Source organism: Shewanella sp. NKUCC06_TVS, from assembly GCF_019345515.1.
GTDB lineage: Bacteria > Pseudomonadota > Gammaproteobacteria > Enterobacterales > Shewanellaceae > Shewanella > Shewanella oncorhynchi.
Window position 1 is genome coordinate 217986 of sequence record NZ_JAHKQX010000003.1, and the last position, 21850, is coordinate 239835.

At 43.9% G+C, this 21850-nt stretch carries 22 protein-coding genes; 7 read left to right on the forward strand and 15 right to left on the reverse strand.

The genetic code is table 11. The annotated features are described in order from the left end of the window. Positions 1-109 precede the first annotated feature (109 nt). The 5 genes from KO531_RS04805 to tsaB form a co-directional block, all read right to left on the reverse strand. Positions 110-973, reverse strand: a complete 864-nt coding sequence (locus tag KO531_RS04805; RefSeq protein WP_198572731.1) for an alpha/beta hydrolase — start codon at positions 971-973, stop codon at positions 110-112. Positions 974-994: 21 nt separating this feature from the next. Further along, positions 995-1807: a class I SAM-dependent methyltransferase gene (locus tag KO531_RS04810; protein ID WP_028760197.1), complete on the reverse strand. Its 813-nt coding sequence runs from the start codon at positions 1805-1807 to the stop codon at positions 995-997. 210 nt (positions 1808-2017) lie between these two features. Then, positions 2018-2746 (reverse strand): M50 family metallopeptidase, encoded by a 729-nt coding sequence (locus KO531_RS04815; protein ID WP_198572730.1) that lies wholly within the window; start codon positions 2744-2746, stop codon positions 2018-2020. Further along, positions 2739-3053: a hypothetical protein gene (locus KO531_RS04820; RefSeq protein ID WP_131525917.1), complete on the reverse strand. Its 315-nt coding sequence runs from the start codon at positions 3051-3053 to the stop codon at positions 2739-2741. The genes KO531_RS04815 and KO531_RS04820 overlap by 8 nt, the downstream gene beginning before the upstream one ends. A gap of 121 nt (positions 3054-3174) precedes the next feature. Continuing rightward, the gene (tsaB, locus tag KO531_RS04825; RefSeq protein ID WP_131525918.1) at positions 3175-3888 is read right to left on the reverse strand and encodes a tRNA (adenosine(37)-N6)-threonylcarbamoyltransferase complex dimerization subunit type 1 TsaB; all 714 of its coding nucleotides are present in this window, start codon (positions 3886-3888) and stop codon (positions 3175-3177) included. A gap of 351 nt (positions 3889-4239) precedes the next feature. On the opposite strand from tsaB, the gene hemB reads away from it, so the two are divergent. Continuing rightward, positions 4240-5223 carry a porphobilinogen synthase gene (gene hemB / locus KO531_RS04830; protein WP_198572729.1) on the forward strand — a complete coding sequence of 328 codons (984 nt, stop codon included), beginning with the start codon at positions 4240-4242 and terminating at the stop codon, positions 5221-5223. A 155-nt stretch (positions 5224-5378) separates the two neighbouring features. On the opposite strand, the gene KO531_RS04835 is transcribed toward hemB, so the two are convergent. Continuing rightward, complete coding sequence (locus KO531_RS04835; protein WP_212599826.1) at positions 5379-6284, reverse strand: bifunctional methionine sulfoxide reductase B/A protein; 906 nt, start codon at positions 6282-6284, stop codon at positions 5379-5381. Positions 6285-6656: 372 nt separating this feature from the next. Here KO531_RS04835 and KO531_RS04840 point away from each other — a divergent pair, with 372 nt between their 5' ends. Together KO531_RS04840 and ylqF are read left to right on the forward strand one after the other, a co-directional pair. Next, a complete protein-coding gene (locus tag KO531_RS04840) occupies positions 6657-7496 on the forward strand; it encodes a 2OG-Fe(II) oxygenase family protein (RefSeq protein WP_219250510.1) in 840 nt (279 codons plus the stop codon). A gap of 150 nt (positions 7497-7646) precedes the next feature. Further along, the gene (gene ylqF / locus KO531_RS04845) at positions 7647-8588 is read left to right on the forward strand and encodes a ribosome biogenesis GTPase YlqF (RefSeq protein ID WP_219250511.1); all 942 of its coding nucleotides are present in this window, start codon (positions 7647-7649) and stop codon (positions 8586-8588) included. Positions 8589-8889: 301 nt separating this feature from the next. Here the strand turns inward: ylqF and KO531_RS04850 are convergent, their stop codons facing one another. The 7 genes from KO531_RS04850 to KO531_RS04880 form a co-directional block, all read right to left on the reverse strand. Next, on the reverse strand, positions 8890-9267 hold the full coding sequence (locus tag KO531_RS04850) for an SH3 domain-containing protein (protein WP_219250512.1): 378 nt from the start codon (positions 9265-9267) through the stop codon (positions 8890-8892). Positions 9268-9601: 334 nt separating this feature from the next. After that, entirely contained in the window at positions 9602-11590 is a 1989-nt protein-coding gene (locus KO531_RS04855; protein ID WP_173245285.1) for a GMC family oxidoreductase, read from the reverse strand. Further along, positions 11587-12117 carry a hypothetical protein gene (locus KO531_RS04860; RefSeq protein ID WP_219250513.1) on the reverse strand — a complete coding sequence of 177 codons (531 nt, stop codon included), beginning with the start codon at positions 12115-12117 and terminating at the stop codon, positions 11587-11589. Before KO531_RS04860 ends, KO531_RS04855 begins: the two co-directional genes overlap by 4 nt. 19 nt (positions 12118-12136) lie before the next feature. Next, positions 12137-13453 carry a hypothetical protein gene (locus KO531_RS04865; protein WP_219250514.1) on the reverse strand — a complete coding sequence of 439 codons (1317 nt, stop codon included), beginning with the start codon at positions 13451-13453 and terminating at the stop codon, positions 12137-12139. A 991-nt stretch (positions 13454-14444) separates the two neighbouring features. Beyond that, positions 14445-14912, reverse strand: coding sequence for a GNAT family N-acetyltransferase (locus tag KO531_RS04870; RefSeq protein WP_028760209.1), 468 nt, complete (start codon positions 14910-14912; stop codon positions 14445-14447). A gap of 298 nt (positions 14913-15210) precedes the next feature. Then, complete coding sequence (locus tag KO531_RS04875) at positions 15211-15507, reverse strand: hypothetical protein (RefSeq protein WP_251068840.1); 297 nt, start codon at positions 15505-15507, stop codon at positions 15211-15213. Between the two features lie 69 nt (positions 15508-15576). Beyond that, on the reverse strand, positions 15577-16059 hold the full coding sequence (locus KO531_RS04880; RefSeq protein ID WP_219250516.1) for a low molecular weight protein-tyrosine-phosphatase: 483 nt from the start codon (positions 16057-16059) through the stop codon (positions 15577-15579). Positions 16060-16490: 431 nt separating this feature from the next. On the opposite strand from KO531_RS04880, the gene KO531_RS04885 reads away from it, so the two are divergent. Continuing rightward, a complete protein-coding gene (locus tag KO531_RS04885; protein ID WP_131525545.1) occupies positions 16491-17561 on the forward strand; it encodes a type I restriction endonuclease in 1071 nt (356 codons plus the stop codon). A 70-nt stretch (positions 17562-17631) separates the two neighbouring features. Here the strand turns inward: KO531_RS04885 and KO531_RS04890 are convergent, their stop codons facing one another. Next, positions 17632-18543 carry a DNA ligase gene (locus KO531_RS04890; protein ID WP_219250517.1) on the reverse strand — a complete coding sequence of 304 codons (912 nt, stop codon included), beginning with the start codon at positions 18541-18543 and terminating at the stop codon, positions 17632-17634. Positions 18544-18822: 279 nt separating this feature from the next. Here KO531_RS04890 and KO531_RS04895 point away from each other — a divergent pair, with 279 nt between their 5' ends. Beyond that, positions 18823-19194: a diacylglycerol kinase gene (locus tag KO531_RS04895; RefSeq protein ID WP_028760259.1), complete on the forward strand. Its 372-nt coding sequence runs from the start codon at positions 18823-18825 to the stop codon at positions 19192-19194. A 10-nt stretch (positions 19195-19204) separates the two neighbouring features. Here KO531_RS04895 and hdfR read toward each other — a convergent pair whose 3' ends face one another. Beyond that, positions 19205-20074, reverse strand: a complete 870-nt coding sequence (gene hdfR / locus KO531_RS04900; protein WP_219250518.1) for an HTH-type transcriptional regulator HdfR — start codon at positions 20072-20074, stop codon at positions 19205-19207. 108 nt (positions 20075-20182) lie between these two features. Here hdfR and KO531_RS04905 point away from each other — a divergent pair, with 108 nt between their 5' ends. After that, on the forward strand, positions 20183-20632 hold the full coding sequence (locus tag KO531_RS04905; protein WP_219250519.1) for a DUF413 domain-containing protein: 450 nt from the start codon (positions 20183-20185) through the stop codon (positions 20630-20632). A gap of 20 nt (positions 20633-20652) precedes the next feature. Beyond that, positions 20653-21654: a RimK family alpha-L-glutamate ligase gene (locus tag KO531_RS04910; RefSeq protein ID WP_113941500.1), complete on the forward strand. Its 1002-nt coding sequence runs from the start codon at positions 20653-20655 to the stop codon at positions 21652-21654. Positions 21655-21850 lie beyond the last annotated feature (196 nt).

A 21850-nucleotide genomic window follows, 5' to 3' on the forward strand; every position in this document is an offset into this window, starting at 1 on the left:
AGTTATTGATTTACTCGTCATAAATCATACGAGCGTTTTAATTTTGATCATCATCACATAAAAAAAACAAAAAACCTAGCGTCTTTTTTATACCCATATAAGCAACCTATTAAACGAATTTGCGGATCAAACGTGCAACGCCTTCGGCATTGTCCATATGCACATGATGATCGCCCTCAATTATGTGCTCAGACAAATGCTTAAACCACGTTCTGGCCTTAGGTATCGCGCTCTGCAACTGACTAAATCCCTGTTTGCCACAAATTAATAAGGTTTCGACATTGATGTCCTGCATCAAGGCATCAACTTGGGCGAAGGTTAATCGTTGGGGTGAATCTAATCTTAATCGAGGATCACTACGCCAACCTATGCCATCACCTTCGGGCTGCATATTACGATCGAGCAACAAACGACACCAAGGTTCGGCAAGTCCTGTTAAATGTGCCCTCGCCCGCACCGCAGTATCTATACTGTCGTAAATCTTTGCCTGCCCATGTTTCTGAGTTAAATACTTCTCATGCTGATAGAAGCTTTTTTTCAATCGCGCCTTAGCTTGCGTTGGCAACTCAGACAAGGGGCTTAACGCTTCGATCAATACCAGCTTGTTAACCTTTTCGGGAAACGTCGCCGTATAAGCAGAGGCAATAATACCGCCAAGCGAATGCCCAATCATTGCCGCTGGCTTTTGCGGTAATACCGTTAACAACGCGTCTAAATCATACAAATAATCAATCCAATGCAGCGGATAGTGTCCCGGCCTATGTGCAGAAAAGCCGTGTCCCGGCCAATCAATGGCGAGCACTTGATAATCGAGTAAATGCGCTGCTAAGGGTTCAAAACTGTTGGCGTTATCTAACCAACCATGTAAGGCAAGCAATAAAGGTTTATCCTTCGCCCCCCATAATCGGCCCGCGACCGTAATATGAGGTAATACAAATTCGATTTGATTTTTGGGGGCGAAAGATTGCCACATAATGCCTCTGATGTCAGGTAATTAAGATGATTTTTTGACAAATTTAAGTGTCATACGGTCACTTTCACCGATAGCTTGGTATTTTTCTTTATCGGTATCACCCAAGGCAAAAGAGGGCGGTAGCGTCCAAACACCTTTGGCATAATCTTTCGTATCTTTGGGGTTCGCATTGATTTCTGCACTTTCAACTAAGGTAAAACCTGCTTTTTTGGCTAAAGCAACCATAGCAGCTTGATCCATATAGCCAGTGCTGAAGTTCATTCCTTCGTTAGCTCTATGCTCTACCACGCCAAAGATACCGCCGTCCTTCAACACTTTATAAGACGCGGCAAACACGTTTTCCAACTGATCTGTTGATGCCCAGTTATGTAGATTTCGGAAGGTTAATACCAGATCAGCACTGCCATCAGCGCCTAAATCCATCTTATGTGGAGGATCGAAGGTAACAATCTTAGCATTGCCCATGACGTCTTTATTGGCCGTCATCCACGCAGCATACTTAGTACCCGCGTTCGCGCGATAACGATTTCCGGGAGTATCTGTCGCAGGAGCCGTTTCGAAACTGGCTGCGATATATTGGCCCTCTTTAGCAAGATAAGGCCCTAATATTTCACTGTACCAGCCATTGCCCGGCCAGAGTTCAATCACAGTCTGTTTTGGGGTAATGCCAAAAAAAGTTAAGGTTTCAGCGGGATGACGATAAACGTCACGACTGGCATTTTTAGCCTGACGAAAATCGCTTTTTAAGACTTTATCTAAGCTTTCATCGGCATAGGTAACACTCGAACATAAACCAGCAAGCAGCAGACTGGCAACTAAGGTGACTTTTTTCATTGTAATTCTCCATGGATACCGAAGGCTTAACCTAGCAGCCAATGGCCAAAAATCCAAGGAATAGAAGTCGGAAAACTAAGCTTTAAGCGACATAAGTGGTTATAGCTCAAAGTGATGAGCAAAATCACCTTTACCTAAATCAACAAAGTTCAAAGCAGAAAAACGATGGGGAAAACACTAGACGACTGAGGCCTTAAACAAGCTTGAGAACTAACGACTTGCGGCATTATCTACACGGCGCCACGCAAAATACAAAGCGCAGGCACTGGTTAATAACCATAATCCCACCCAAATCCACGCGGGGATCCAAGAACGCTCGGCCAACATCACTGCATCACCTTGACCATCAAGCCCGAGCAACACTGTCGGACTCGCAAGTGCATTAAGCATGATAATCAAGCCAATAATACGCAAAAACTGAGTCAACATTTTGTTTTGACTGAGTTTAAGCGGTAACAACAAAATAATAGTCAGCACAGCTAAAATCGCTAACGTGAGAATATCCCTGCCCCAAAGCAAGCCGCTTAGCACAACTAAGGCACCTAGCAAGGCAAAACTCACGCGGATCCCCTTTGGCCAAGTCGCTAATAAATAGATTAAATATCCCCAACAGGCTGCACCAAAATACCCAGCAAAGCCAATAAACATCGGCGAGCCGCCTTGGCTAAAACAAAATCCTGCGCCGTTCGGAAACAACTGAATATGACTGACCACGCCCGAGCTTAAAATCGTTGCAATGGCATGGGACAGTTCATGAAAATAGCTTTCAAGCCATTTAAACGGCACGCTCAAATAGGGAATTCGAGTTATCAATAAAGCTAAAACTAGCTCGATAATAAACAAACCACGGCTTGGTACACCGCTTGTGGCTAAGCCTGTCAGTTTAGAAGAGGAAAATCGCGAGGTTGAACTAGAAGACGTTTTTTGATGCTCAAGCATACAAGTCCACACCCACCATTTGCTGAATTTCATCGCGTTTGGCGGCATGTTGGGTTTGTAAATATTGGGCAATCGCTCCCTGATGGCCGCGAGTATCTTGCTCATACTCGAGGTGCGCACCAAGCCTTGACTGTAAATTTCCTGCTGCGCTTTTACTTTTAGGCTGAGTATCTAAACTAAGGGCTTCGACGGCATCTTGCTCAATCACTGGGCGTGACGATTCAGGCGCAGTCAGCCCCTGAGCGATAGCGGGTCTATTACTCGCTACAGCATTCGTCAAACTCATTTGATTCACATTAACTTGCATCAAGAAGCCTTAAGTTTGCACTATTCATCGTTAAGCCATTCATCGTAAAGCCATTCATCGTAAAGAATGCTTAGCATTAATTGCCTGAGATTCTATCGCAGATACTCAGGCAAAGAACAGCTTATTCACGACCGGGTAACTTTTTCCATGTGACTGTATCACGTAAGTACACAGGTTCAAGCTCATCGACCGAGGTTGTCAGTCCAGCTTTTATGCCTGCTTCAGCCAATATCAGCATAGCCTTTGCATCGGGATATTTCACGGCCTCGAGAGCTAAAATCCCCTTGCCGAGTGCCAGCAAATCGGGATAAGCATCAAAACCTGTGCCGCAGCCCACAATTGGCGCTTGAGTATCGAGCTGAAGTTGTACGTCCGCAGGTGAACTGACCACTTCTTTACCGACAAGCGTTGCAATACCGTCAACGGCCACAAACTGGCCCCAATACACTTCGCCCATGCGCGCATCAATGGTGCACAAAACTTGCTCGGCTTGATGCTCGCTAATCGCCATTTGTGCCATTGCCGCTAAGGTTGAAATACCAATCACAGGCAAATCTAACCCCAGTGCCAGACCTTGCGTCATGCTAGTGCAGATGCGGATCCCCGTAAAACTGCCAGGGCCTCGTCCGTAAGCAATCGCAGTCACTTTATCTAAGCGAATGCCCGCTTGCTTGAGCACTGAATCGACCATAGGCAGCAGACGTTGACTGTGTTCACGCGGTGCATCGGCAAGTTCAGCATAAATCTGACCTTGGTATTGCAGCGCAGCTGAGCAGGATTCGGTACAAGTGTCTAAGGCAAGAATACAAGCAGAGTGTTCATGTGTTATTGTCATTTCAAAACCGGATTAGCGGGCAAGATTTCGCATCAAATTTACATAATCTGTATTGCGCGAATATGCCATGAGAAAACTGGCGCAAATAATAACATCAAATGCCCGAAAACAAAGGGCTAAGCAAGCAACTCAGCTAAAATAGCGCTCGCATGATATTCAGTCGCAAATCTGGACGAGATGGATTTATGTGATCTAAGTCAATGATCAATAAACTCATTAATGAATATAGCTCGCTTGGGGAAACTTTTTCAACTTTGATTGTCAGAGCAGAAAAGTAAGGGGCGAATTTATCCCTTGCCATTCCCTTAGTATTGTACGATTGCTTTAACCCGCCTTCGATAAGGACATTTCATGTTAAACACGCCTCCATTGCGTCGCTTAAGACGCTTACGTAATTCAGAAGCAATGCGCGATCTGCTGCGCGAAACCCATATTTCGCTAAGCGATCTTATCCATCCCCTGTTCATTGAAGAGCACATCACCCATGCTGTGCCTATCTCCACGCTACCTGGCATCAGCCGTTTACCTGAGAGCGCACTGGCGAATGAAGTTCGCGAGCTTTACGCCCTTGGGATCCGTTATGTGATGCCCTTTGGGATTTCCCACACTAAGGATGATAAGGGCAGCGATACATGGGACGACAATGGTTTACTCGCCCGTATGGTTCGCACCATTAAAGCTACCGTGCCTGAGATGATGGTAATCCCCGACATTTGTTTTTGTGAATACACAGATCACGGCCATTGCGGCGTCGTACACAATAATGAAGTCTGCAACGACCTCACAGTCGAAAATTTAGTTAAACAATCAGTCACTGCTGCTAGAGCGGGCGCCGATATGTTAGCACCATCGGCCATGATGGACGGTCAAGTGAAAGCCATTCGCCAAGGGCTCGATGCCGCAGGTTTTGAACATGTGGCGATTCTGGCCCACTCAGCAAAATTCGCCTCTTCCTTCTACGGTCCTTTTAGAGCGGCGGTAGATTGTGAACTCAGCGGAAATCGCAAGGGATATCAACTGGATTATGCTAATGGTCGTCAAGCCCTGTTAGAAGCCTCATTAGATGAAGCCGAAGGCGCCGATATCCTGATGGTTAAACCCGGCACACCCTACTTAGATGTGCTCAGCCGTTTAAGACAAGAAACCCACTTGCCACTCGCCGCCTATCAAGTCGGCGGTGAATATGCGGGCATTAAATTTGCCGCCCTTGCGGGCGCGTTGGATGAGCGTGCTGTGGTGACTGAAACGTTTATCGGCTTAAAGCGGGCGGGTGCAGATTTGATTGTCAGCTATTACACCAAACAATACGCCCAATGGTTAACTGAAAGCCGATAGTTGCGTCGGTAGCTAATCAAAAGTTACGCTAACCGTTAAACCGATAGCTAAGCGGCTTGTTAAGAAAACAACTAGGTTTTGCATTTTAGAAACCCCATAAAAAACGCCACCTTTATTGGTGGCGTCTTTGTATTTAACACCCTGTGCTAAATCGCTTAAGCCTTCTGTAATCTTGCAAACAAGGCTTTTACTTTTTCCACTTTAGGACGCACGACCATCTGACAATAGGGCTGCTCACCGTGTAAAGCGAAGTAGTCGTTGTGATAATTTTCAGCGGGATAAAAAGTATCAAACGCTGAAACCTGGGTCACTATCGGCGCATCAAAAACCTTGGCTGCTGCTAACTGAGCAAGCATAGCGGTAGTTTGCTCTATCTGCTCAGCATTATGGGTAAACACCACGGAGCGATATTGTGGCCCCTTATCATTACCTTGGCGATTAAGCGTGGTCGGATCATGGCTCTCAAAAAAAACCTGTAATAGCGTCGTAAAATCAATTTCCTCTGGGTTGAACTCGATATGCACAACCTCAGCATGGCCGGTTTGGCCCGAGCAAACAGATTTATAATCGGCATCATGGGCTTCGCCGCCGACATAACCTGAAGTGACATTCACCACGCCCTTTAGGCTTTTAAAAATCGCTTCGACGCACCAAAAACACCCTGCACCAAAAGTCGCAAAGTGATTCGGTGCTGGTTCAACAGCATCATCCATCCCTTTGAAAACCATAGAAACTGAGTTAACACAGTGACGGATATTGTTAGGTGTTAACATTTCACCTTCAAAGACATGCCCCAAGTGACCGCCGCACTGGCTACAAACAATTTCAGTTCTGCGGCCGTCGGCGTCTATGTGGCGGGTTACAGCGCCGGCAATTTCATCATCGAAGGCTGGCCAGCCACAATGGGCATTAAATTTATGCTCAGAGCGATACAAGGGGGCATGGCATTTTTTGCATAAATACAAACCCTTAGCATCGTGCTCATAATACTCACCACTAAAGGGGCGTTCAGTGCCTTTCTCTTCGATAACATAGCGTTCAAAATCGGTCAGTTTATTCATATTAATGCCCTTTCGACTCACGTCGTTGTGTATTTCGATATTCTTTGATTAAGAAGCTGATTTATAAGGAAGCCAACATAAGACCCACTCCAAGCAAGATTTCTTGCACTCGGCTTCAAAATGCGGCTGACATCAATCCAATCACAACAAATCTAATGCCCATACTAACGGATTTAGTGACTAAAATCTTACCACTCAAGTAAGTACTAATATAAGTGCTCATATTAAGTACTCATATAAGCGACTGCATAAATGACGGAAAATACGGCAGTTGATCCAGATCACAGTCGCTGAGTATTTGCACCCACATCAGCGCACGGCTACACTTGCAGCGGGTCAAATTACAACTAAATATAACAAGTAGAAACCAAAATGAAATTAGAAACCATTGATTACCGCGCTGAAGACAGTGCCCAGCAATTCGTTGAATCACTTCGGGAAACTGGCTTTGGTGTTTTATCTAATCACCCGATTGATAAGCGCTTAGTTGAAGACATCTACACCGAGTGGCAAGCCTTTTTTAATTCAGAAGCCAAAAACGACTATATGTTTAAAAAAGAAACCCACGACGGTTTCTTCCCTGCGTCGATTTCTGAAACCGCCAAAGGCAACACAGTCAAAGACATTAAAGAGTACTACCACGTGTACCCTTGGGGCCGTATCCCCGATTCACTGCGTGCCAATATTCTCGCCTATTACGATAAAGCCAACGCACTGGCTGCAGAACTATTACAGTGGATCGAAACATACTCACCAGAAGACGTAAAAGCCAAGTTTTCGATGCCATTGCCAGAAATGATCGCCAACAGCCAAAAAACCTTGCTGCGCATTCTGCATTACCCGCCGATGACGGGCAGTGAAGAAATGGGCGCCATTCGCGCCGCAGCACATGAAGATATCAACCTTATCACAGTGTTACCTGCAGCCAATGAGCCTGGATTGCAAGTGAAAGCCAAAGATGGCACTTGGTTAGATGTTCCAAGCGATTTTGGCAACATTATTATCAATATCGGTGACATGTTACAGGAAGCCTCTGGCGGCTATTTCCCATCGACGTCACACCGCGTCATCAATCCTGAAGGTACGGATAAAACCAAGTCGCGGATCTCTTTGCCGTTATTTTTACATCCAAACCCTGCTGTAGTGCTATCGGATCGATATACCGCTGACAGCTATCTGATGGAAAGATTGCGCGAACTCGGGGTGATCTAAGCCTTAATTCAGCCTATTAATCCAAGCAACAATCGCAAGAGACAGTCAAGGATTAAGCGATTAAAGCGCCTTAGGGCGCTTTTTTTATGACATTCGCCACCTTCAAGGTAGAATAGCCGTTCTTTAAGTTATTTAGGACAAGGCGTTATCATGGCAATTCAGTGGTATCCGGGGCATATGCACAAGGCACGCAAGGAGATTGAAGAGGCAATGCCTCAAGTCGATCTTGTTATCGAAGTGCTGGACGCGCGTATTCCCTACAGTAGCGAAAACCCCATGGTGGCTCAGCTTCGAGGCGACAAACCTTGTATCAAACTGCTCAATAAATCTGATCTGGCCGATCCAGAGATCACCGCACAATGGATTGAATACTTAGAGCGTGAGCAAGGTGTCAAAGCCACGGCGATCACAACGCTGCAAGCGGCAATGGTGAAAAAAATCCCTGATCTCTGCCGTAAGCTAGTGCCAAGTCGCGATACAACCGAAAAAGACATTCGCACTATGATCATGGGGATACCCAATGTTGGGAAATCTACCATCATCAATACCTTAGCTGGCCGTGTTATTGCCAAAACCGGTAACGAACCTGCGGTAACCAAAACCCAGCAACGGATCAATTTACGTAACGGTATCGTGCTGTCGGACACTCCGGGTATTTTATGGCCCAAAGTGGATAACGAAGCGAGCAGCTATCGCCTTGCCGTCACTGGAGCGATTAAAGATACGGCGATGGAATATGAAGATGTGGCCCTGTTCGCCGCCAAGTATTTCTTAACCGCTTATCCAAAAGAGATTTGTGAGCGCTATAACTTAAGTGAATTACCCAAGGATGATGTTGCACTTCTCGAGGAAATCGGCCGTAAACGTGGTGCGCTGCGTCCCGGTGGTCGCATCGATATGCACAAGGCATCAGAGTTATTACTGCATGAATATCGCTCGGGGAAAATAGGCTTACTCTCGCTAGAAACGCCTGCGATGGCAGAGCTTGAAAAGATTGAAGTCGCCCGTATCATGGCCGAAAAAGAAGCCGAGAAAGAAGCCAAATTGGCAGCAGAGAGACTTAAACGTTCAGGCAAACGCCATAACGACTAGTCAGCCCGCCACTCTGCATTTGGAATATAAGGCGCAGAGTTTGTTAAAGACGTTAAAGACAAGACGCTGATGACTTTTATATTCCAGCTTAATGGCGCTCATTCATCAAGTTTAAAGTTAAAGCCAGTATATTGAATATACTGGCTTTTTATTATCAGAAACGGAAAGCTTGCGCTAAAAAACACTTTACGCCAATGACTTCTGCGTGCCTGGTATAAACTCTCAATATCCGCCAGTCATCCTCCTCTTGGCACAATACACCAAGGAGCCATCTTGGGTTTGACTGCACGGCAAAGGTGCTTTAGTCGCGGGATAGATCTACCACTTCTTTCAAGTTTTCTAATGGTACCCACCCTGATTCTTCACTGACAGCTTTTATACACCATACCCAGCCATTCAACATTCGTGTGCCAATGAGTTGTTCCCCTTCATGCACATTAAGTTCTCTTGCCGTATAGTCCTCAAGCGCCAGCCCGTTGGCATTTTTTAGGCGCTGAATCACTTGACCAGGAACCCAACCAGCATCTTGCCCTGGCGTAGTGCAAAGGAACCAGAGATCCCAGCCTTCAGGACCTGCATATTTTTCTCCAACGATAAGAGGATCACCTTTTTTGAACGTAATGGGGTTAGGAAACTCACTTTCATGTGGATTGACAACGATATATTTCTTAGTAGTCATGTATTCAGCTAACCTTTTGATAAATATTCGTAAAAATTAACTTTGTTCGCTTATTAAAGCACGCCCAATTAACGCTCGGTTTGAGTGAAACTTATCAGTTTTCTATCAGACATACTATCCGACAACACACGCATGCACAGTTTTCAAACTAATTATCAGCATAAAAAAACTGTAATATTTTGATTTTAAATACGATGACAATAAACTGCATTATGAGTAGGAAAATACCAGTTAGCGTAATATGAAGGTATATTCAGTTAGCCAAAAACCGCGCCAATTTGCACGCGGTTTTCAATGGAAATTAACGGCAAGCTAATGAATAATTACAACTTTTTTAACTTATTTTAAGGTCTTCCAAAACATGATCTGCAGCCTGGAATGCCAACGCTGCCAAAGTGAGGGTTGGATTACCCGTTGCAACTGTTGGAAACACTCCGCTACCGACTAAAAACAGATTGCTATGGTCCCAAGATTGCTGACGAGGATTCACCACCGACGTATCTCTGCAGTCCCCCATTCGATACGTCCCCACAATGTGTCCGGCACCGTAAAACGTAAAATTATGGCCCTGATATTCAAAATTATTCGACGTTACTTGACTCTTATCACCATAAAATACCGGCGCAGGCGGAGCCTTGGTATATTCCCGAGCATCAAGGGCGTCAAAGAGTTTGGTCGAAATATCTTTAGCCGACACGAACGCATTGCGCACATAATCCTCGCGTACACGATAGGTTAATTTGGGGCGCGGCAAACCTAAGTTATCTTTCAGCGTCTCCGACAACTCGACACGGTTTTCCGGATCAGGTAATTGTTCAATTAAATAGCCCATACGAATTTGCCGTGTGTAAATACCATTCAAGGTATTCACCAGTGAGGCACCAAATAAGGCGCTATTCGCAGACATGGCGGGATCAAACCGTAATGGAATCCCCTGCTGATTGACAGAATCCCCATTTAATTGCGAATTATTTTGCCCAAATACAAAATCAGCTAAGGTCGTGAATGGATCATTTGCTGCCCACTGCCAACCTTCATTGCCGATTTCAATACGATAGGCGGCACGGTCTTTACGAAAGGCGCCATCACGTAAACTTTCTATACCCGCAGTAGATAAAGGCCCCCGAAAACCATAGACAGGATCTTTCGCCAGACCCCAGGCCAAATACATAATGTGATCCATCAAATTACGCCCCACTTGATCGCTATGGTTGGCGACGCCGTTCGGACAGGCTTTATTACGTTTAGACATGAGCAATAATTTAGGCGTCTCAATCGCGTGAGCTGCAATCACATATTTTTTACCCGTAACGGTACCGCCGCCCGTCGCTATCCCCCCGTGAGTTTGATAGGTCACATAATCAATACCAACAACATCCTTTGTATTTTCATCCACTTGAACATTTGTCGCAACGTGACGATAAAACACATCTACATTGCCGGTTTGCAATGCTCGCCCGAGCGTCACAGTGGCATCGTATTTGGCTTGGATAGGGCAAATAGGAATACAATTTGTATTCCCCGCACATTGACGGCGTTCACCCGGTAATGAATTGCGCCCCTGAGGGGTTGGCGTGACTGACAATTGAATATTGTCGTACACCATATCGCTCACCGCTTGTTCATATTGTAGATCGACTAAAGATGAAACAATGCCAGGCATGGGATAATCGTAATTCGCGCCATAAACGCCATCCGGTGAAACATTAAATCCGCGATAGAGCTGATCCATCGCCTCTTTGTCACCGGCGACGCCAATCTCATTGGTCGCCTGTTCATAGTAAGGAACCAGCGCTTGGTAAAATTGTTTTCCACCGGGCCAATCCACGCCCTGCTTATACTGGGTTTGCAACTCAAAATCATTGGGCAATAAATGCAAACTGGTTCCTAGCCAATGCCAAGTTGTGCCGCCGCCAATACGCTCATAGGAACTAGCAAAAGCAAACTTTGCTTCAGGGCTGTCAGGTTTCAAATGTTCAGGCTGCGGCGTGTAGTCGAAATAACATTGCTTTGGATTACGCCATGCGCCAATTTGCAACACGGTATAACGCGGCACATTTTCCTTCGCAGGATCAGGCAGCCCGAGTGGATTATCCGCCGTCGATGCCGCTGGATTTTGCGTGGTTGGAGGATAAGGTGACTCAGGTGTTTTAGCATTGGCTTTAAAAAAGGTTTCCATGTAACCACTGCGGTCAACAGGCACTTCCTGCCCTGCTTCGAGGATTAATACTTTTTTCCCCGCCATCCCCAATTGATAAGCCATGATAGAGCCGGCAATACCTGATCCCACAATAATGACATCGTAATTGGTTTGAGTGCTCATACTGCACCTCCTTGATGACCCGTATATGCCGACAGTGCAGCGGGTGGTTTCGCCCAATAGCCATAGCGATAATTTGAATCCCCCATCGGATGCGCCTGCATAACTTGCCAGACTAGACCCGTGGTATAACTTTTAGCCGAAATCATATCGCTAACCGTGGTTTCCGGCTCTGTATCCGTCGCGGGAATAATGGTTGGCCATGCACCTGAGTACCACATAAAAATCAATTTACGACAGGCCAACACAAAATTAGCCCCGTTGTCTGGCACCAGCATTTGCGTGCCAATTTGTTGATCTGATAATTGCTGCGCTTTTAACGCCGCAAATTTTTGCAGAATAGTTGTAACTAAAGTTAGGTCCTTCGATTCTTCGGTTATTTTTTGCGTAAACACGGCTAAGTATTCGGATTTAATATCCACGGGATCCAATGTAGGGGCAATAATACTGGTAGCAAAGCCGGTTAATACCGCGCTCAAACCAATAAAATTATTCATAGTATCGGCAGTCGCGCCTGTAATATCAGTCATGATGAGTTCCTTTCGTAAATTATTGCGCGCGTTGCAGCAAGTAAGTGAAATCTGCAAAATTACCGTTAGTGGTTGCCGCATTATTGTGACAAGCCATACAGCTGCTTGATGTTTGCTTTACCGAACCTTGGATATAAGTTTCGAGCGTGGTGTTCGCTAAAAATGAGGGAGTAGGCACGCCCGTTGGATCGGTGGGATTTTTGGCATCGGTAGGCCATTGCGTACTGACCAATTCGTAATTCATCCATACCGATCCCGGCACTACAGCGTCGAGTACAGCGTGATAACTGGCATTTAAGGCTTTAGCGTCGGCAGTGATAGGAATGACGCGTTCCACTTGAGTTGGTTTAGTGTGCGGGTTTGCCGGATCCCACGGGCGTGCTGGTGGTTCATTCACTTTGCAGTCAGTACATTTAGCATCGTAAAAATTATATGCCGACAATGATGCTGACTCACCTTGGGTTGGCGCGTTAGCGACATGCTCAAAGGTAGACCAAATCCATTGTGGTTCACCCGTGGTTTTGTGAGCAATGTGAAACCCTACTAACCCGACTTGCTCAAGCGCACAAGCTGGCTTAACCCCGTGTTGCTCTTCGGGATTGTTATAAACTAGCGCGTAAGTTGTATAGTAATTCGTCGCATCAAACTTGCCGCCCATTTTTATCCATGAGGCCTTAAGCATGATAGAACCTACCTGCCCAGTTTTACTGTCGCTCGCGGTAAAGTCGACATCGGCATTAAACTGTTTCTGTCCTTTTTTACTGTAAAGGTTATTGTCCAAAATAAAATTGAACATGGTTTCATTGGTTAATATTTCATAACGGGTATAAAGCCCGTTTTGATCAATCAATGGACCCGTTGTAAAAGGCTCACCACTTTCATCCAACACATTCGGGGTCTTCCCTACTTGCGTTAAATAAATAGTCCCTTCAGGAATGGACTTTGGATCAATACTTTTGCAAACATCCGGCACATTATTGGACTGATCCCACCCAGGTGGTTTTACGCCATCGGGTAAAAAAATCTCCCGGCTTTCCTTCCAATGCAACCACACGACTGGCTGGTTAGTTTTTTGCCCAATGGTGGACGTGGTATTAGGTGTGCCATCGGCATTTGCTGGCCAGTTAAGTGCAATAAACGATTGCCAAGAAAAATCATCAAAATCATGTTGCAGGCTTTCGAGTGAGAACGGGGGGTTTGCTGTGATTTCCAGTGGCATAACAGGGCTTAACGTGGGTAGCGTTATAGCTGTTTTTGTCTCTACTGGTGCTTCTGCATGTACAGCAGCACTCATACACAAAAAAAGCGTACTGTAGCTAAAAGATTTGATAGACATGAAATTAACTCTCCTTGTTATTGGGACTTATTCAATGCTTAAAACGTTTACAACTCCACTTTCTTTAACGACTTAAAATCAGGGCTTTCACAACACTCGCCACTGCAGGCGTGATGTCACAATACAAATAGCGAACAAAACTTGACCTCAACCAAATCCCAATAAATGGGTTTCGATATTAAAATTGAAGTTTGCTGTTTTGATCGTAGTCTCTGGCTCACTGAGCAGGTCTGAACAGAATGATTGATACGGATAAATATTAACGTCTTTCATTGAAATTCCTTTTCATGATTGCGTTTTATCACGATACCTTGAGCCTAGATAATCCATTGAGGATCACCTCAAATGAAACCTAGTTATCTCAGTGGAAGGGTTAAACACTCCTGTGTTCCCGTAGTGAAAATAATTCTATTCTGCAGAAAGAAAAGTAACCTTCTGAAAATATTCTATGTTAAAAGATTGTTTACGTTTCACTTATTGTCAAGCGTGAGGCAGGAGGTTTATTTTATTTGCAAAAAAGCTCGCCGCACGACACGACGATAACAGCGGTAAAAAGCATAATGTGATATCAAGAGTTCAACATTGATCTGAAGTCTGCGAGGACCAAGCGTGGACAGGAACTAACTAAGCGATCGTAAAATCGGTCGCAACTACGCGCGGCCTATTCTTATTTGGTAGCCATTGATTCAACAATAACTGTCAAAGTTTGGAAGATTTCGACTCATTTTCATCATTAGATTCTGTAAAGAGTCACTCAGCATCTGATTATATGGCCTTGCTAATGACTTTATAAACACTTTGACTGAAACAGAACACAACTTGTTCTTACTGTTGAAACAGGAAATCTATTTTCTTGTACTGACGAAAACTCTAAGATTAAAAATGATGCCATTTGGGGATGCTTTGACCTACTTAGGTAGCCCTGTGAAATATGATCATATCGTTCCACTTGCTTCCCACAATTGAGCCGCAGTGTACCTTCACAAACTTGTTATTCACCGATGTTTGTGCCCATAACCAATACATTTATACCTTTATAATTCACTTGTTCTATAGGCTTAAACCCATGATGTAAGTACAAACCTCCAGTTAAATCTTCTGTTTGAAGATATAATTTTTTCACACCTATTTTATGTGCTAGCGATATTATCTCTTTCACAAGTTTTGAGGCGACACCCTGTCCCCTAGCCTGCTGAGTGACGTAAACACCACCAAGCCAAAATTCAAATTCTGGGTATATGTCCATTTCTCGAATTTTTAGCTCTGCTGAACCAGCAAGAACACCATTTACTTTTCCAATGATCAGAATAGGCGCGGTATCTCGATTTATTGATGCAGAGACTTTTTCAACGACTTCCTCCTTGGTATAGCTACCATTGTCTTGGCACCATTCGTTGAAATACCAACTAGCTACCGTGTCTATCGCAGAGGGATTATCGGCAAGTAATGAAATTTCCATATATGTCCTTAGATGTACAACGATTTGATTTTCTTTATGAACAACATCTTACCAACTTAACCTTGTAAGGCAAGCAGCCCACAACCATTGATGTTTGTAGTCAAACTATACTGATATCTATTAATGACTTTATGATGATGTTTACTTTGCTGTGGCTTTATTGAAAGTTCGGACTGGCATGACTTCTAGGTTGAAAGTAACCTCATCACATTAGCTTTTTTATAGCCACAACTTTATTCGCCCTACTTGCATTTTAAACTTTGAAACAAGCTTTGGGGCATTTTAGAGTTAACCGATTTTAAGCACGCCACGCTTTAATCGCTTCTGTTGCTAAACCAGCTAGCTGTTTTGAAACTTCACGACCTTTGTAAATTGACGTTGTGTCTTTTGCGATTGGAACAGAATAATGAATATCGTGAGCAAGATTATTTAGATACTCGCGGCCACCACCTTCATAATTTTGCAGTTCCTGACCATTGAGCTGGATCATATAGCTATAGCCAAATGCACTCATGTTGCAATTTGCATTCAAGTACAAGCGACCTTCATGCTCCAAAAAGAACCATACTCGGTTTTCAGAATCCATTACTTTCATCGTCATCTCGCATAAGGGGATTTACCCGAACTTATCATAAAACCCAAACCGTAAATGGAAATACGCATCTCAACGGAACTTTTCGGTTAATTGATCTAATAAAGCTTCCATACTCTGCTCGAGGAGATCGAGCACTAGTTCAAAACCCTGTGCGCCGCCATAGTAAGGATCTGGTACTTCCGTTATTTGCGTATCAGCATAGGACAACATTAACTGTAACTTGTGTTGATACTCAACCGGACAACGGCTAAGCATATCCGCCAAATTGGCATTATCCGCAGCTAGAATTAAATCAAAATGCTCAAAATCAGCATTCACCACCTGCCGTGCCCGCATGCCCTCGAAACTAAAACCCCGCTTTTTACCAGCCTCAATAGCGCGGCTATCGGGCTTATCCCCTTGGTGATAACCAATAGTACCCGCCGAATCCACCTCAATATTAAGCCTGCGCTCAGCAATCTTAAAACGACAAACCGCCTCTGCCGTCGGTGAGCGACAAATATTACCCATACAAACCATCAATATTCGCCGTACACTTTGATTTTTTAACATGAATACCTCATAGCTTAGTATTATCAATAATTTATCTAGTGTGCTTAAACCTAGATGTAAACTTAATATGATAAGCAGCTTAATACATTAATTATTTACCTATAAATACAACATGTTAAACCTAGAAACACAAAATATTCTTACGCCAAACCATTATCAAAAATAAAATGCGCGCTACGATCCGAAAGTTAAGGGTGTCACCTCAGCTAAAATATTCCCCTTGAGCCATATACATACCAAGCACACACAAAATTTAACCTAACCCGTAAAATATACGATAAACAGCACAGAAACAAATTAGCCTCCTTGCTAAGGATTTTTTATCGACTAGGTTTATATGTCAGAGTACGGTTTAAAATAAAACTGAATGTTCACCGCATACTCGCTCAAATAAAAAATACACCACAAAGTACAAGAAGAGGAAAAGTAAAATGGATTTTATTGAACGAATCGATGTTCTATCAAAACGCATCCCTCAAATTGCTAATAGCCTTCAAACTGAGGAAGCGACTAAGAATGCCTTAGTCATGCCATTTTTGCATACAGTTCTAGGATATGATGTTTTTAATCCTAGCGAAGTTGTCCCAGAATTTACGGCAGATACTATAGGTAAAAAAGGTGAGAAAGTTGACTACGCATTAATTAAAGAAGGTGAAGTGCAAATCCTTATTGAATGCAAAAAGTACAATGAAAAGCTGTCCATAAAGCATGCGTCACAACTATTTCGTTATTTTTCTGTCACAAACGCACGCTTAGCTATTCTTACAAACGGTACTGAATATCAATTTTATACCGATCTTGATGCTCCTAACAAAATGGATGAAAAACCATTTCTGATCTTAGATCTTGAAAATATTGATGAACACTTAATTCCTGAAGTTAAAAAGCTGACTAAAAACTCGTTCGACGTTAACTCAATAGTCAGCGCGGCAGGAGAACTAAAATACTTGAGTCAGATAAAACGTATTATTAGTGAGCAATTTAAAGAACCTGAAGAAGAGTTTATTCGCTTTTTTGCCTCAAGGGCTTATGATGGGGTTCTTACACCTAAAGTAAAACATCAATTTGCTGAAATTACTCATAAAGCACTAAGACAATTTCTCAACGACAGCATTAATGAACGTTTAAAATCCGCTATTGGCAATGATAAACCAACTGATGAAAACAAAAATTTAATCGATACCCCAATCCCATCCAATGATGAAAAAATTAAAGTAGTTACTACTGAAGAAGAAATTGACGGTTTCAATGTGATAAAAGCTATATTGAGGCAAAAAATAGAAGTTAATCGAATCATCGCAAGGGATACCCAAAGTTACTTTGGCATACTATTGGATGATAATAACCGAAAACCCTTATGCCGCTTACACTTCAATGCTAAACAAAAGTATCTAGGATTAGTGGATGAAAATAAAAATGAAACTCGTCATCCTATTAACTCTGTAGATGATATTTTTAATTTCAGTGAACAACTATTATCGACAGTCGCCTATTACGAATAACACTATCAAAATATCAATTGCGCATTACTCAGCGTAAAGACTTATGCGCAATTTGATTTACTAGGAACGGCTACTCAGTTTCAACATCGGTTCTTACCCGTAAAAAACTGGCAAACCGCGGTAAACCGTTAACGGTAAGCCCAAGGTATTTATAGGTGATGATAGTGCCCACTGCGGGGGGATGTTGGCGCTCTGCGAGACTAAAACCTGTGCCAATACTAAAAATTCGGCCGTCTGGCGTTTGCACTTTTAATGAGCCCATCTGCCCTGCAAATTGACCTTTACCAGGGATATAAGCGATAACAGTAGCTTCAGCATCATAATAAGGTTTTAGCTTCATCAAATGAGGATTGCGGCCACTGATATAAGTCGCAGAACTGCGATGCAGCATCAAGCCTTCGGCGCCTTTTGCAACTAAGGCATCGAGTTTTTGATACAGGGCTTCAAGGCTTTCTACTTGGAACTGCACTATGACTTCAAGATAATTCGATTTGCCACTCAGTTCAGTCAGCGCAAATTGATAGCGATGCTGAAAGTCGCCACTCGCCTTGGGGACATCGAACACCATAAATCGCACTTTGCGCCAATCATCATCCTTAGCCGAAGTTTGTCGAACTAAACTCGACATCGCTTCAAACTGGCCTCGCCCAAGCCATAATTCACCATCGAGGGGATAATTAGGAAAATTCGCAGTAAACCAAATGGGTGCGGCGATGGCATTTCCCTGCCGAGTGAATAATTCCTTGCCATTCCAGTAACCTCGAACCCCGTCGAGTTTCTCACTAATCAAAAAATTTTGAATATTAATATCTTGCGAAGTTCGAGTCGCATCAAACTCGGTAGCAAGTTGTATGGCAGGAGGTGAGGTGTGTGCGTTAACCGAAAGAGTTAAACCGCAAATTATAAGCAAGCTGAGCTTAAAAATACTAAAACGGATGAACTGATTAAATGTTAAATTTCGTAACGGGTTAGTATGAGTCATTCCCTTGCCCACGCTGCAATATATCCTTCATCAAGCTTAGGCCGCACGGCTAAAGTTGCACTAAAATAACCGCAAAAGTCACTAACTCCCTAAGTTAACAACGAATGTTGATGATCAAATTTGCTCAGTTAATTGTTTATGCACTTTTCATCTCAGGCTATACTGCGGCCAAATTTATGACTCAGTCAAATGTTAACAAAGACAACAGTAGGGTTTATTCACCCTGTTTTGAATGAGCAGAACCTCAGCGCTTTGTCGCTAACGTCAATTGGAAACACTATGAAACCAGCCAATAATCACGGTATTAAGCGCATATTCAGAGCGACGGGATTTTCGATGAAGGGCCTAAAGGCCGCTTGGATCCACGAAGCCGCCTTCAGACAGGAATTAATCTTGACGATAGTCATGTTACCCGTAGCCTTATGGGTTGATATCAGCACTATTGAACGCCTTATGCTGATTTTCACGTTGTTTATCGTGTTGATTGTTGAGCTATTAAACTCGGCGATTGAAGCTGTGGTTGACCGTGTCGGCAGTGAAATACACCCGTTAAGTGGCCAAGCCAAGGACATTGCCTCGGCTGCCGTCTTTATGAGTCTTGCGCTTTGTGGATTAACTTGGCTGGTTGTATTAACGCCGCTAGTGCTTTAATTCTTAGTTTCTAAACCGTTGTATGAGAAACCATTGAGCCATCGTCCCTTAAAAAGTCGATGGCTTGTTTGATCTGGGCTAAGCGGTCATTCTCAGCCCAATACGCAAGATACACATTTCGTGAAATGGCATTCGCGCCGCTGACAAGATGCAATTCGCCGCCGCGCAATGCATGTTGCACTAGATGCTCAGGTAAAAATGCGCAGCCGCCATTATTCAAGATGAAATCTAACGCAATACGTGCTGAACTCGTGTGCAGCGTTGGCACTGGCAGCGAGGCATATTCCTGCGCGTGAACAATATTGAACGCCGTACCCCAATCGACTTTTACATATTGCCCCGGCACAACCGCTTTTACCGTTTGACCTTTTAAGCTCGACACCAGCAACAAATTAATTTGCCCCAGTTGTACTATCTCAAATTGATCAAGCTTTGGCGGATCGAATGAAATCGCAATATCTAAGGTGCGGTCCATTAGCTGACGCGTCATTGCATTCGCGGGTAGCACTTCGGTGCGCAACGCCACGCCAGGTAAACCGACATGCAATCCCTGTAAATAACCTTGCAAGTAAGCGTCCCAAATATTCGGCCCTGCACCGATGGCAAGCTGCGTTGTCTGTAACTGGCTGAGGGAAACATCTTGCTTAGCCCGCTCCCATGCTGTTAACACCGCCTCGGCATGACCAAGCATACGTTCGCCTGCTGGCGTGGGCTGAATATTATTACGTTGCCGTTCAAATAAGGCGACACCCAAAATGCTCTCAAGCTGTTTCACCCTAAAACTCACAGCGCTTCGGGTGAGGTAAAGATTCTCAGCCGCTTTACCAAAATGGCGAGTACGGGAGACTTCGAGAAAGGTTTTTAGTAAATCGGTATCCATAAAAATTCTTGACCAACATAGGCAAATTTTTTTGATTTATAAATCAATAATACTAGCCAATACTCCAGTTGCAAATCTTTGTATATCAAAAACTAGAGGGTATCTGCCATGTCTGAACAGTCTTTTTTTAACGCTAACAAGGGTTCTGAGACGTTTAACGGCTCAGTTGCTGCCAGTTTTGTCTCTCAAAAACGTTTCTACGACGATGCTAATTTCCCCAAAGGCTTTAAACGAAGCGGCGATTTTACCAATAAAGAAGCTGAACTCCTTGAATTGCATGGTCATGCGATGAAGAATTTAGCGGAAGGAAAAACGCTGCCTTGCACCTCTGATGAAGCCCAATTTGTGGAAGTCGCCAAAGGAAATATCGCCCCCAGTAGCTTGTTAGAGCAGATCTGGGTAAAGTATCGCAGGCTCGCCATGGGGAAACCCTTTTATGCCGTGGTTGGTACAGTGCATTTGCCTGCAACCAAGCCCGAGATAGAAATAGAGACTGAGGCTGTATTTGATATTGAAGATGATGTTCAGGATGAACCTGAACCCGAGGATAAAGAATGAAGATTAAGGTTTGCTACTAAATGCGTGGTTGGATTTTATATAAAGAAACCGCGACTCAGCTAAAACCTGAATGGTATGAAATTGAGCGTCTACTGGCGGCAGCAAAAGCCGATAACATAGAGTTGGAAGTTTACGCACCTGATGAATTTGATCTGACTGTCACCAGAGAAGATAACAAGAGTATTTTATTGAATGGGCAAGCCGTCGAGCTGCCCGATTTTATCATTCCGCGAATGGGCTCAGGCACGACCTACTTTGCTTTAGCCATTATTCGTCACTTAGAAAGATTAGGGGTATATTGCCTCAATCCATCTAAAGCCATTGAAATCGTTAAAGACAAGTTATTCTCCCAACAATTGTTGGCCGAGAAAAATCTGCCTACGCCTAAAACCATGTTGGTTAAGTTCCCCGTCGATATCGCCCTCGTAGAACGCCATCTCGGTTTTCCTGTGGTGATAAAAACACTTTCAGGCTCACAGGGCAGTGGTGTGTTTTTATCCCATAAGGCGCGTGAATTTGACGATTTAATGCAGCTGATTGAAGCGACCAATAAAAACGCTAACATCATTCTGCAAGAGTTTATCGCTAACAGTCATGGGCGCGATCTACGCGTATTCACTATTGGTGGTCGTGTGGCGGGTTGCTATGAAAGGCGTGGTCAAGAAGACAGTTTCAAAGCCAATGTCAGTGCCGGTGGTTCAGCGCGTCCATTTCAGATCACTCCTGAAATTGAATGGCTTGCCACCCAAACAGCCAATATTCTCGATCTTGATGTTGCAGGTATCGATTTATTGTTTGATAACGGCCATTACAAAATTTGTGAGGCTAACTCATCTCCAGGGTTTGAGGGCTTAGAGTCCTGTTTGAATGTGGATATTGCCGCGCAAATTTTGCATTTTATTCGCATCCGTTTAGGCATGTTTAATAAAGATGAACCAAGTAGCCCAAAAATCGTGGCTGATAGCGTAGAGGCTGAGACTTCTACCCCGTCACCTCTATCGTCCTCTATCGAGACGAAATAGAAGTACTAGGACATATCAATATCTAGCGGGATCGTACCGCTAGATATTCTCAATATTGATGATTCTCCACCATGTTTGTGTCTATATCCATTTGTATCTCGCCCCATCAACAACGCAACAATCCTAAAGCCGTTCAGGAAGGAAACACTTGCCCTTAGTCTTTCAATCCACAATTGATGTGATCGCTCACTCAAAT

What these genes read in the sequence shown, in the direction of transcription:
- KO531_RS04835 (WP_212599826.1), bottom strand. Translation starts at nt 6,284, where the DNA reads ATGAATAAACTGACCGATTTTGAACGCTATGTTATCGAAGAGAAAGGC.
- hemB (WP_198572729.1), top strand. Translation starts at nt 4,240, where the DNA reads ATGTTAAACACGCCTCCATTGCGTCGCTTAAGACGCTTACGTAATTCA.
- KO531_RS04880 (WP_219250516.1), bottom strand. Translation starts at nt 16,059, where the DNA reads ATGTTAAAAAATCAAAGTGTACGGCGAATATTGATGGTTTGTATGGGT.
- KO531_RS04895 (WP_028760259.1), top strand. Translation starts at nt 18,823, where the DNA reads ATGAAACCAGCCAATAATCACGGTATTAAGCGCATATTCAGAGCGACG.
- KO531_RS04850 (WP_219250512.1), bottom strand. Translation starts at nt 9,267, where the DNA reads ATGACTACTAAGAAATATATCGTTGTCAATCCACATGAAAGTGAGTTT.
- KO531_RS04810 (WP_028760197.1), bottom strand. Translation starts at nt 1,807, where the DNA reads ATGAAAAAAGTCACCTTAGTTGCCAGTCTGCTGCTTGCTGGTTTATGT.
- tsaB (WP_131525918.1), bottom strand. Translation starts at nt 3,888, where the DNA reads ATGACAATAACACATGAACACTCTGCTTGTATTCTTGCCTTAGACACT.
- hdfR (WP_219250518.1), bottom strand. Translation starts at nt 20,074, where the DNA reads ATGGATACCGATTTACTAAAAACCTTTCTCGAAGTCTCCCGTACTCGC.
- KO531_RS04820 (WP_131525917.1), bottom strand. Translation starts at nt 3,053, where the DNA reads ATGCAAGTTAATGTGAATCAAATGAGTTTGACGAATGCTGTAGCGAGT.
- KO531_RS04875 (WP_251068840.1), bottom strand. Translation starts at nt 15,507, where the DNA reads ATGAAAGTAATGGATTCTGAAAACCGAGTATGGTTCTTTTTGGAGCAT.
- KO531_RS04805 (WP_198572731.1), bottom strand. Translation starts at nt 973, where the DNA reads ATGTGGCAATCTTTCGCCCCCAAAAATCAAATCGAATTTGTATTACCT.
- KO531_RS04885 (WP_131525545.1), top strand. Translation starts at nt 16,491, where the DNA reads ATGGATTTTATTGAACGAATCGATGTTCTATCAAAACGCATCCCTCAA.
- KO531_RS04910 (WP_113941500.1), top strand. Translation starts at nt 20,653, where the DNA reads ATGCGTGGTTGGATTTTATATAAAGAAACCGCGACTCAGCTAAAACCT.
- KO531_RS04890 (WP_219250517.1), bottom strand. Translation starts at nt 18,543, where the DNA reads ATGACTCATACTAACCCGTTACGAAATTTAACATTTAATCAGTTCATC.
- KO531_RS04865 (WP_219250514.1), bottom strand. Translation starts at nt 13,453, where the DNA reads ATGTCTATCAAATCTTTTAGCTACAGTACGCTTTTTTTGTGTATGAGT.
- KO531_RS04815 (WP_198572730.1), bottom strand. Translation starts at nt 2,746, where the DNA reads ATGCTTGAGCATCAAAAAACGTCTTCTAGTTCAACCTCGCGATTTTCC.
- ylqF (WP_219250511.1), top strand. Translation starts at nt 7,647, where the DNA reads ATGGCAATTCAGTGGTATCCGGGGCATATGCACAAGGCACGCAAGGAG.
- KO531_RS04855 (WP_173245285.1), bottom strand. Translation starts at nt 11,590, where the DNA reads ATGAGCACTCAAACCAATTACGATGTCATTATTGTGGGATCAGGTATT.
- KO531_RS04840 (WP_219250510.1), top strand. Translation starts at nt 6,657, where the DNA reads ATGAAATTAGAAACCATTGATTACCGCGCTGAAGACAGTGCCCAGCAA.
- KO531_RS04870 (WP_028760209.1), bottom strand. Translation starts at nt 14,912, where the DNA reads ATGGAAATTTCATTACTTGCCGATAATCCCTCTGCGATAGACACGGTA.
- KO531_RS04860 (WP_219250513.1), bottom strand. Translation starts at nt 12,117, where the DNA reads ATGACTGATATTACAGGCGCGACTGCCGATACTATGAATAATTTTATT.
- KO531_RS04905 (WP_219250519.1), top strand. Translation starts at nt 20,183, where the DNA reads ATGTCTGAACAGTCTTTTTTTAACGCTAACAAGGGTTCTGAGACGTTT.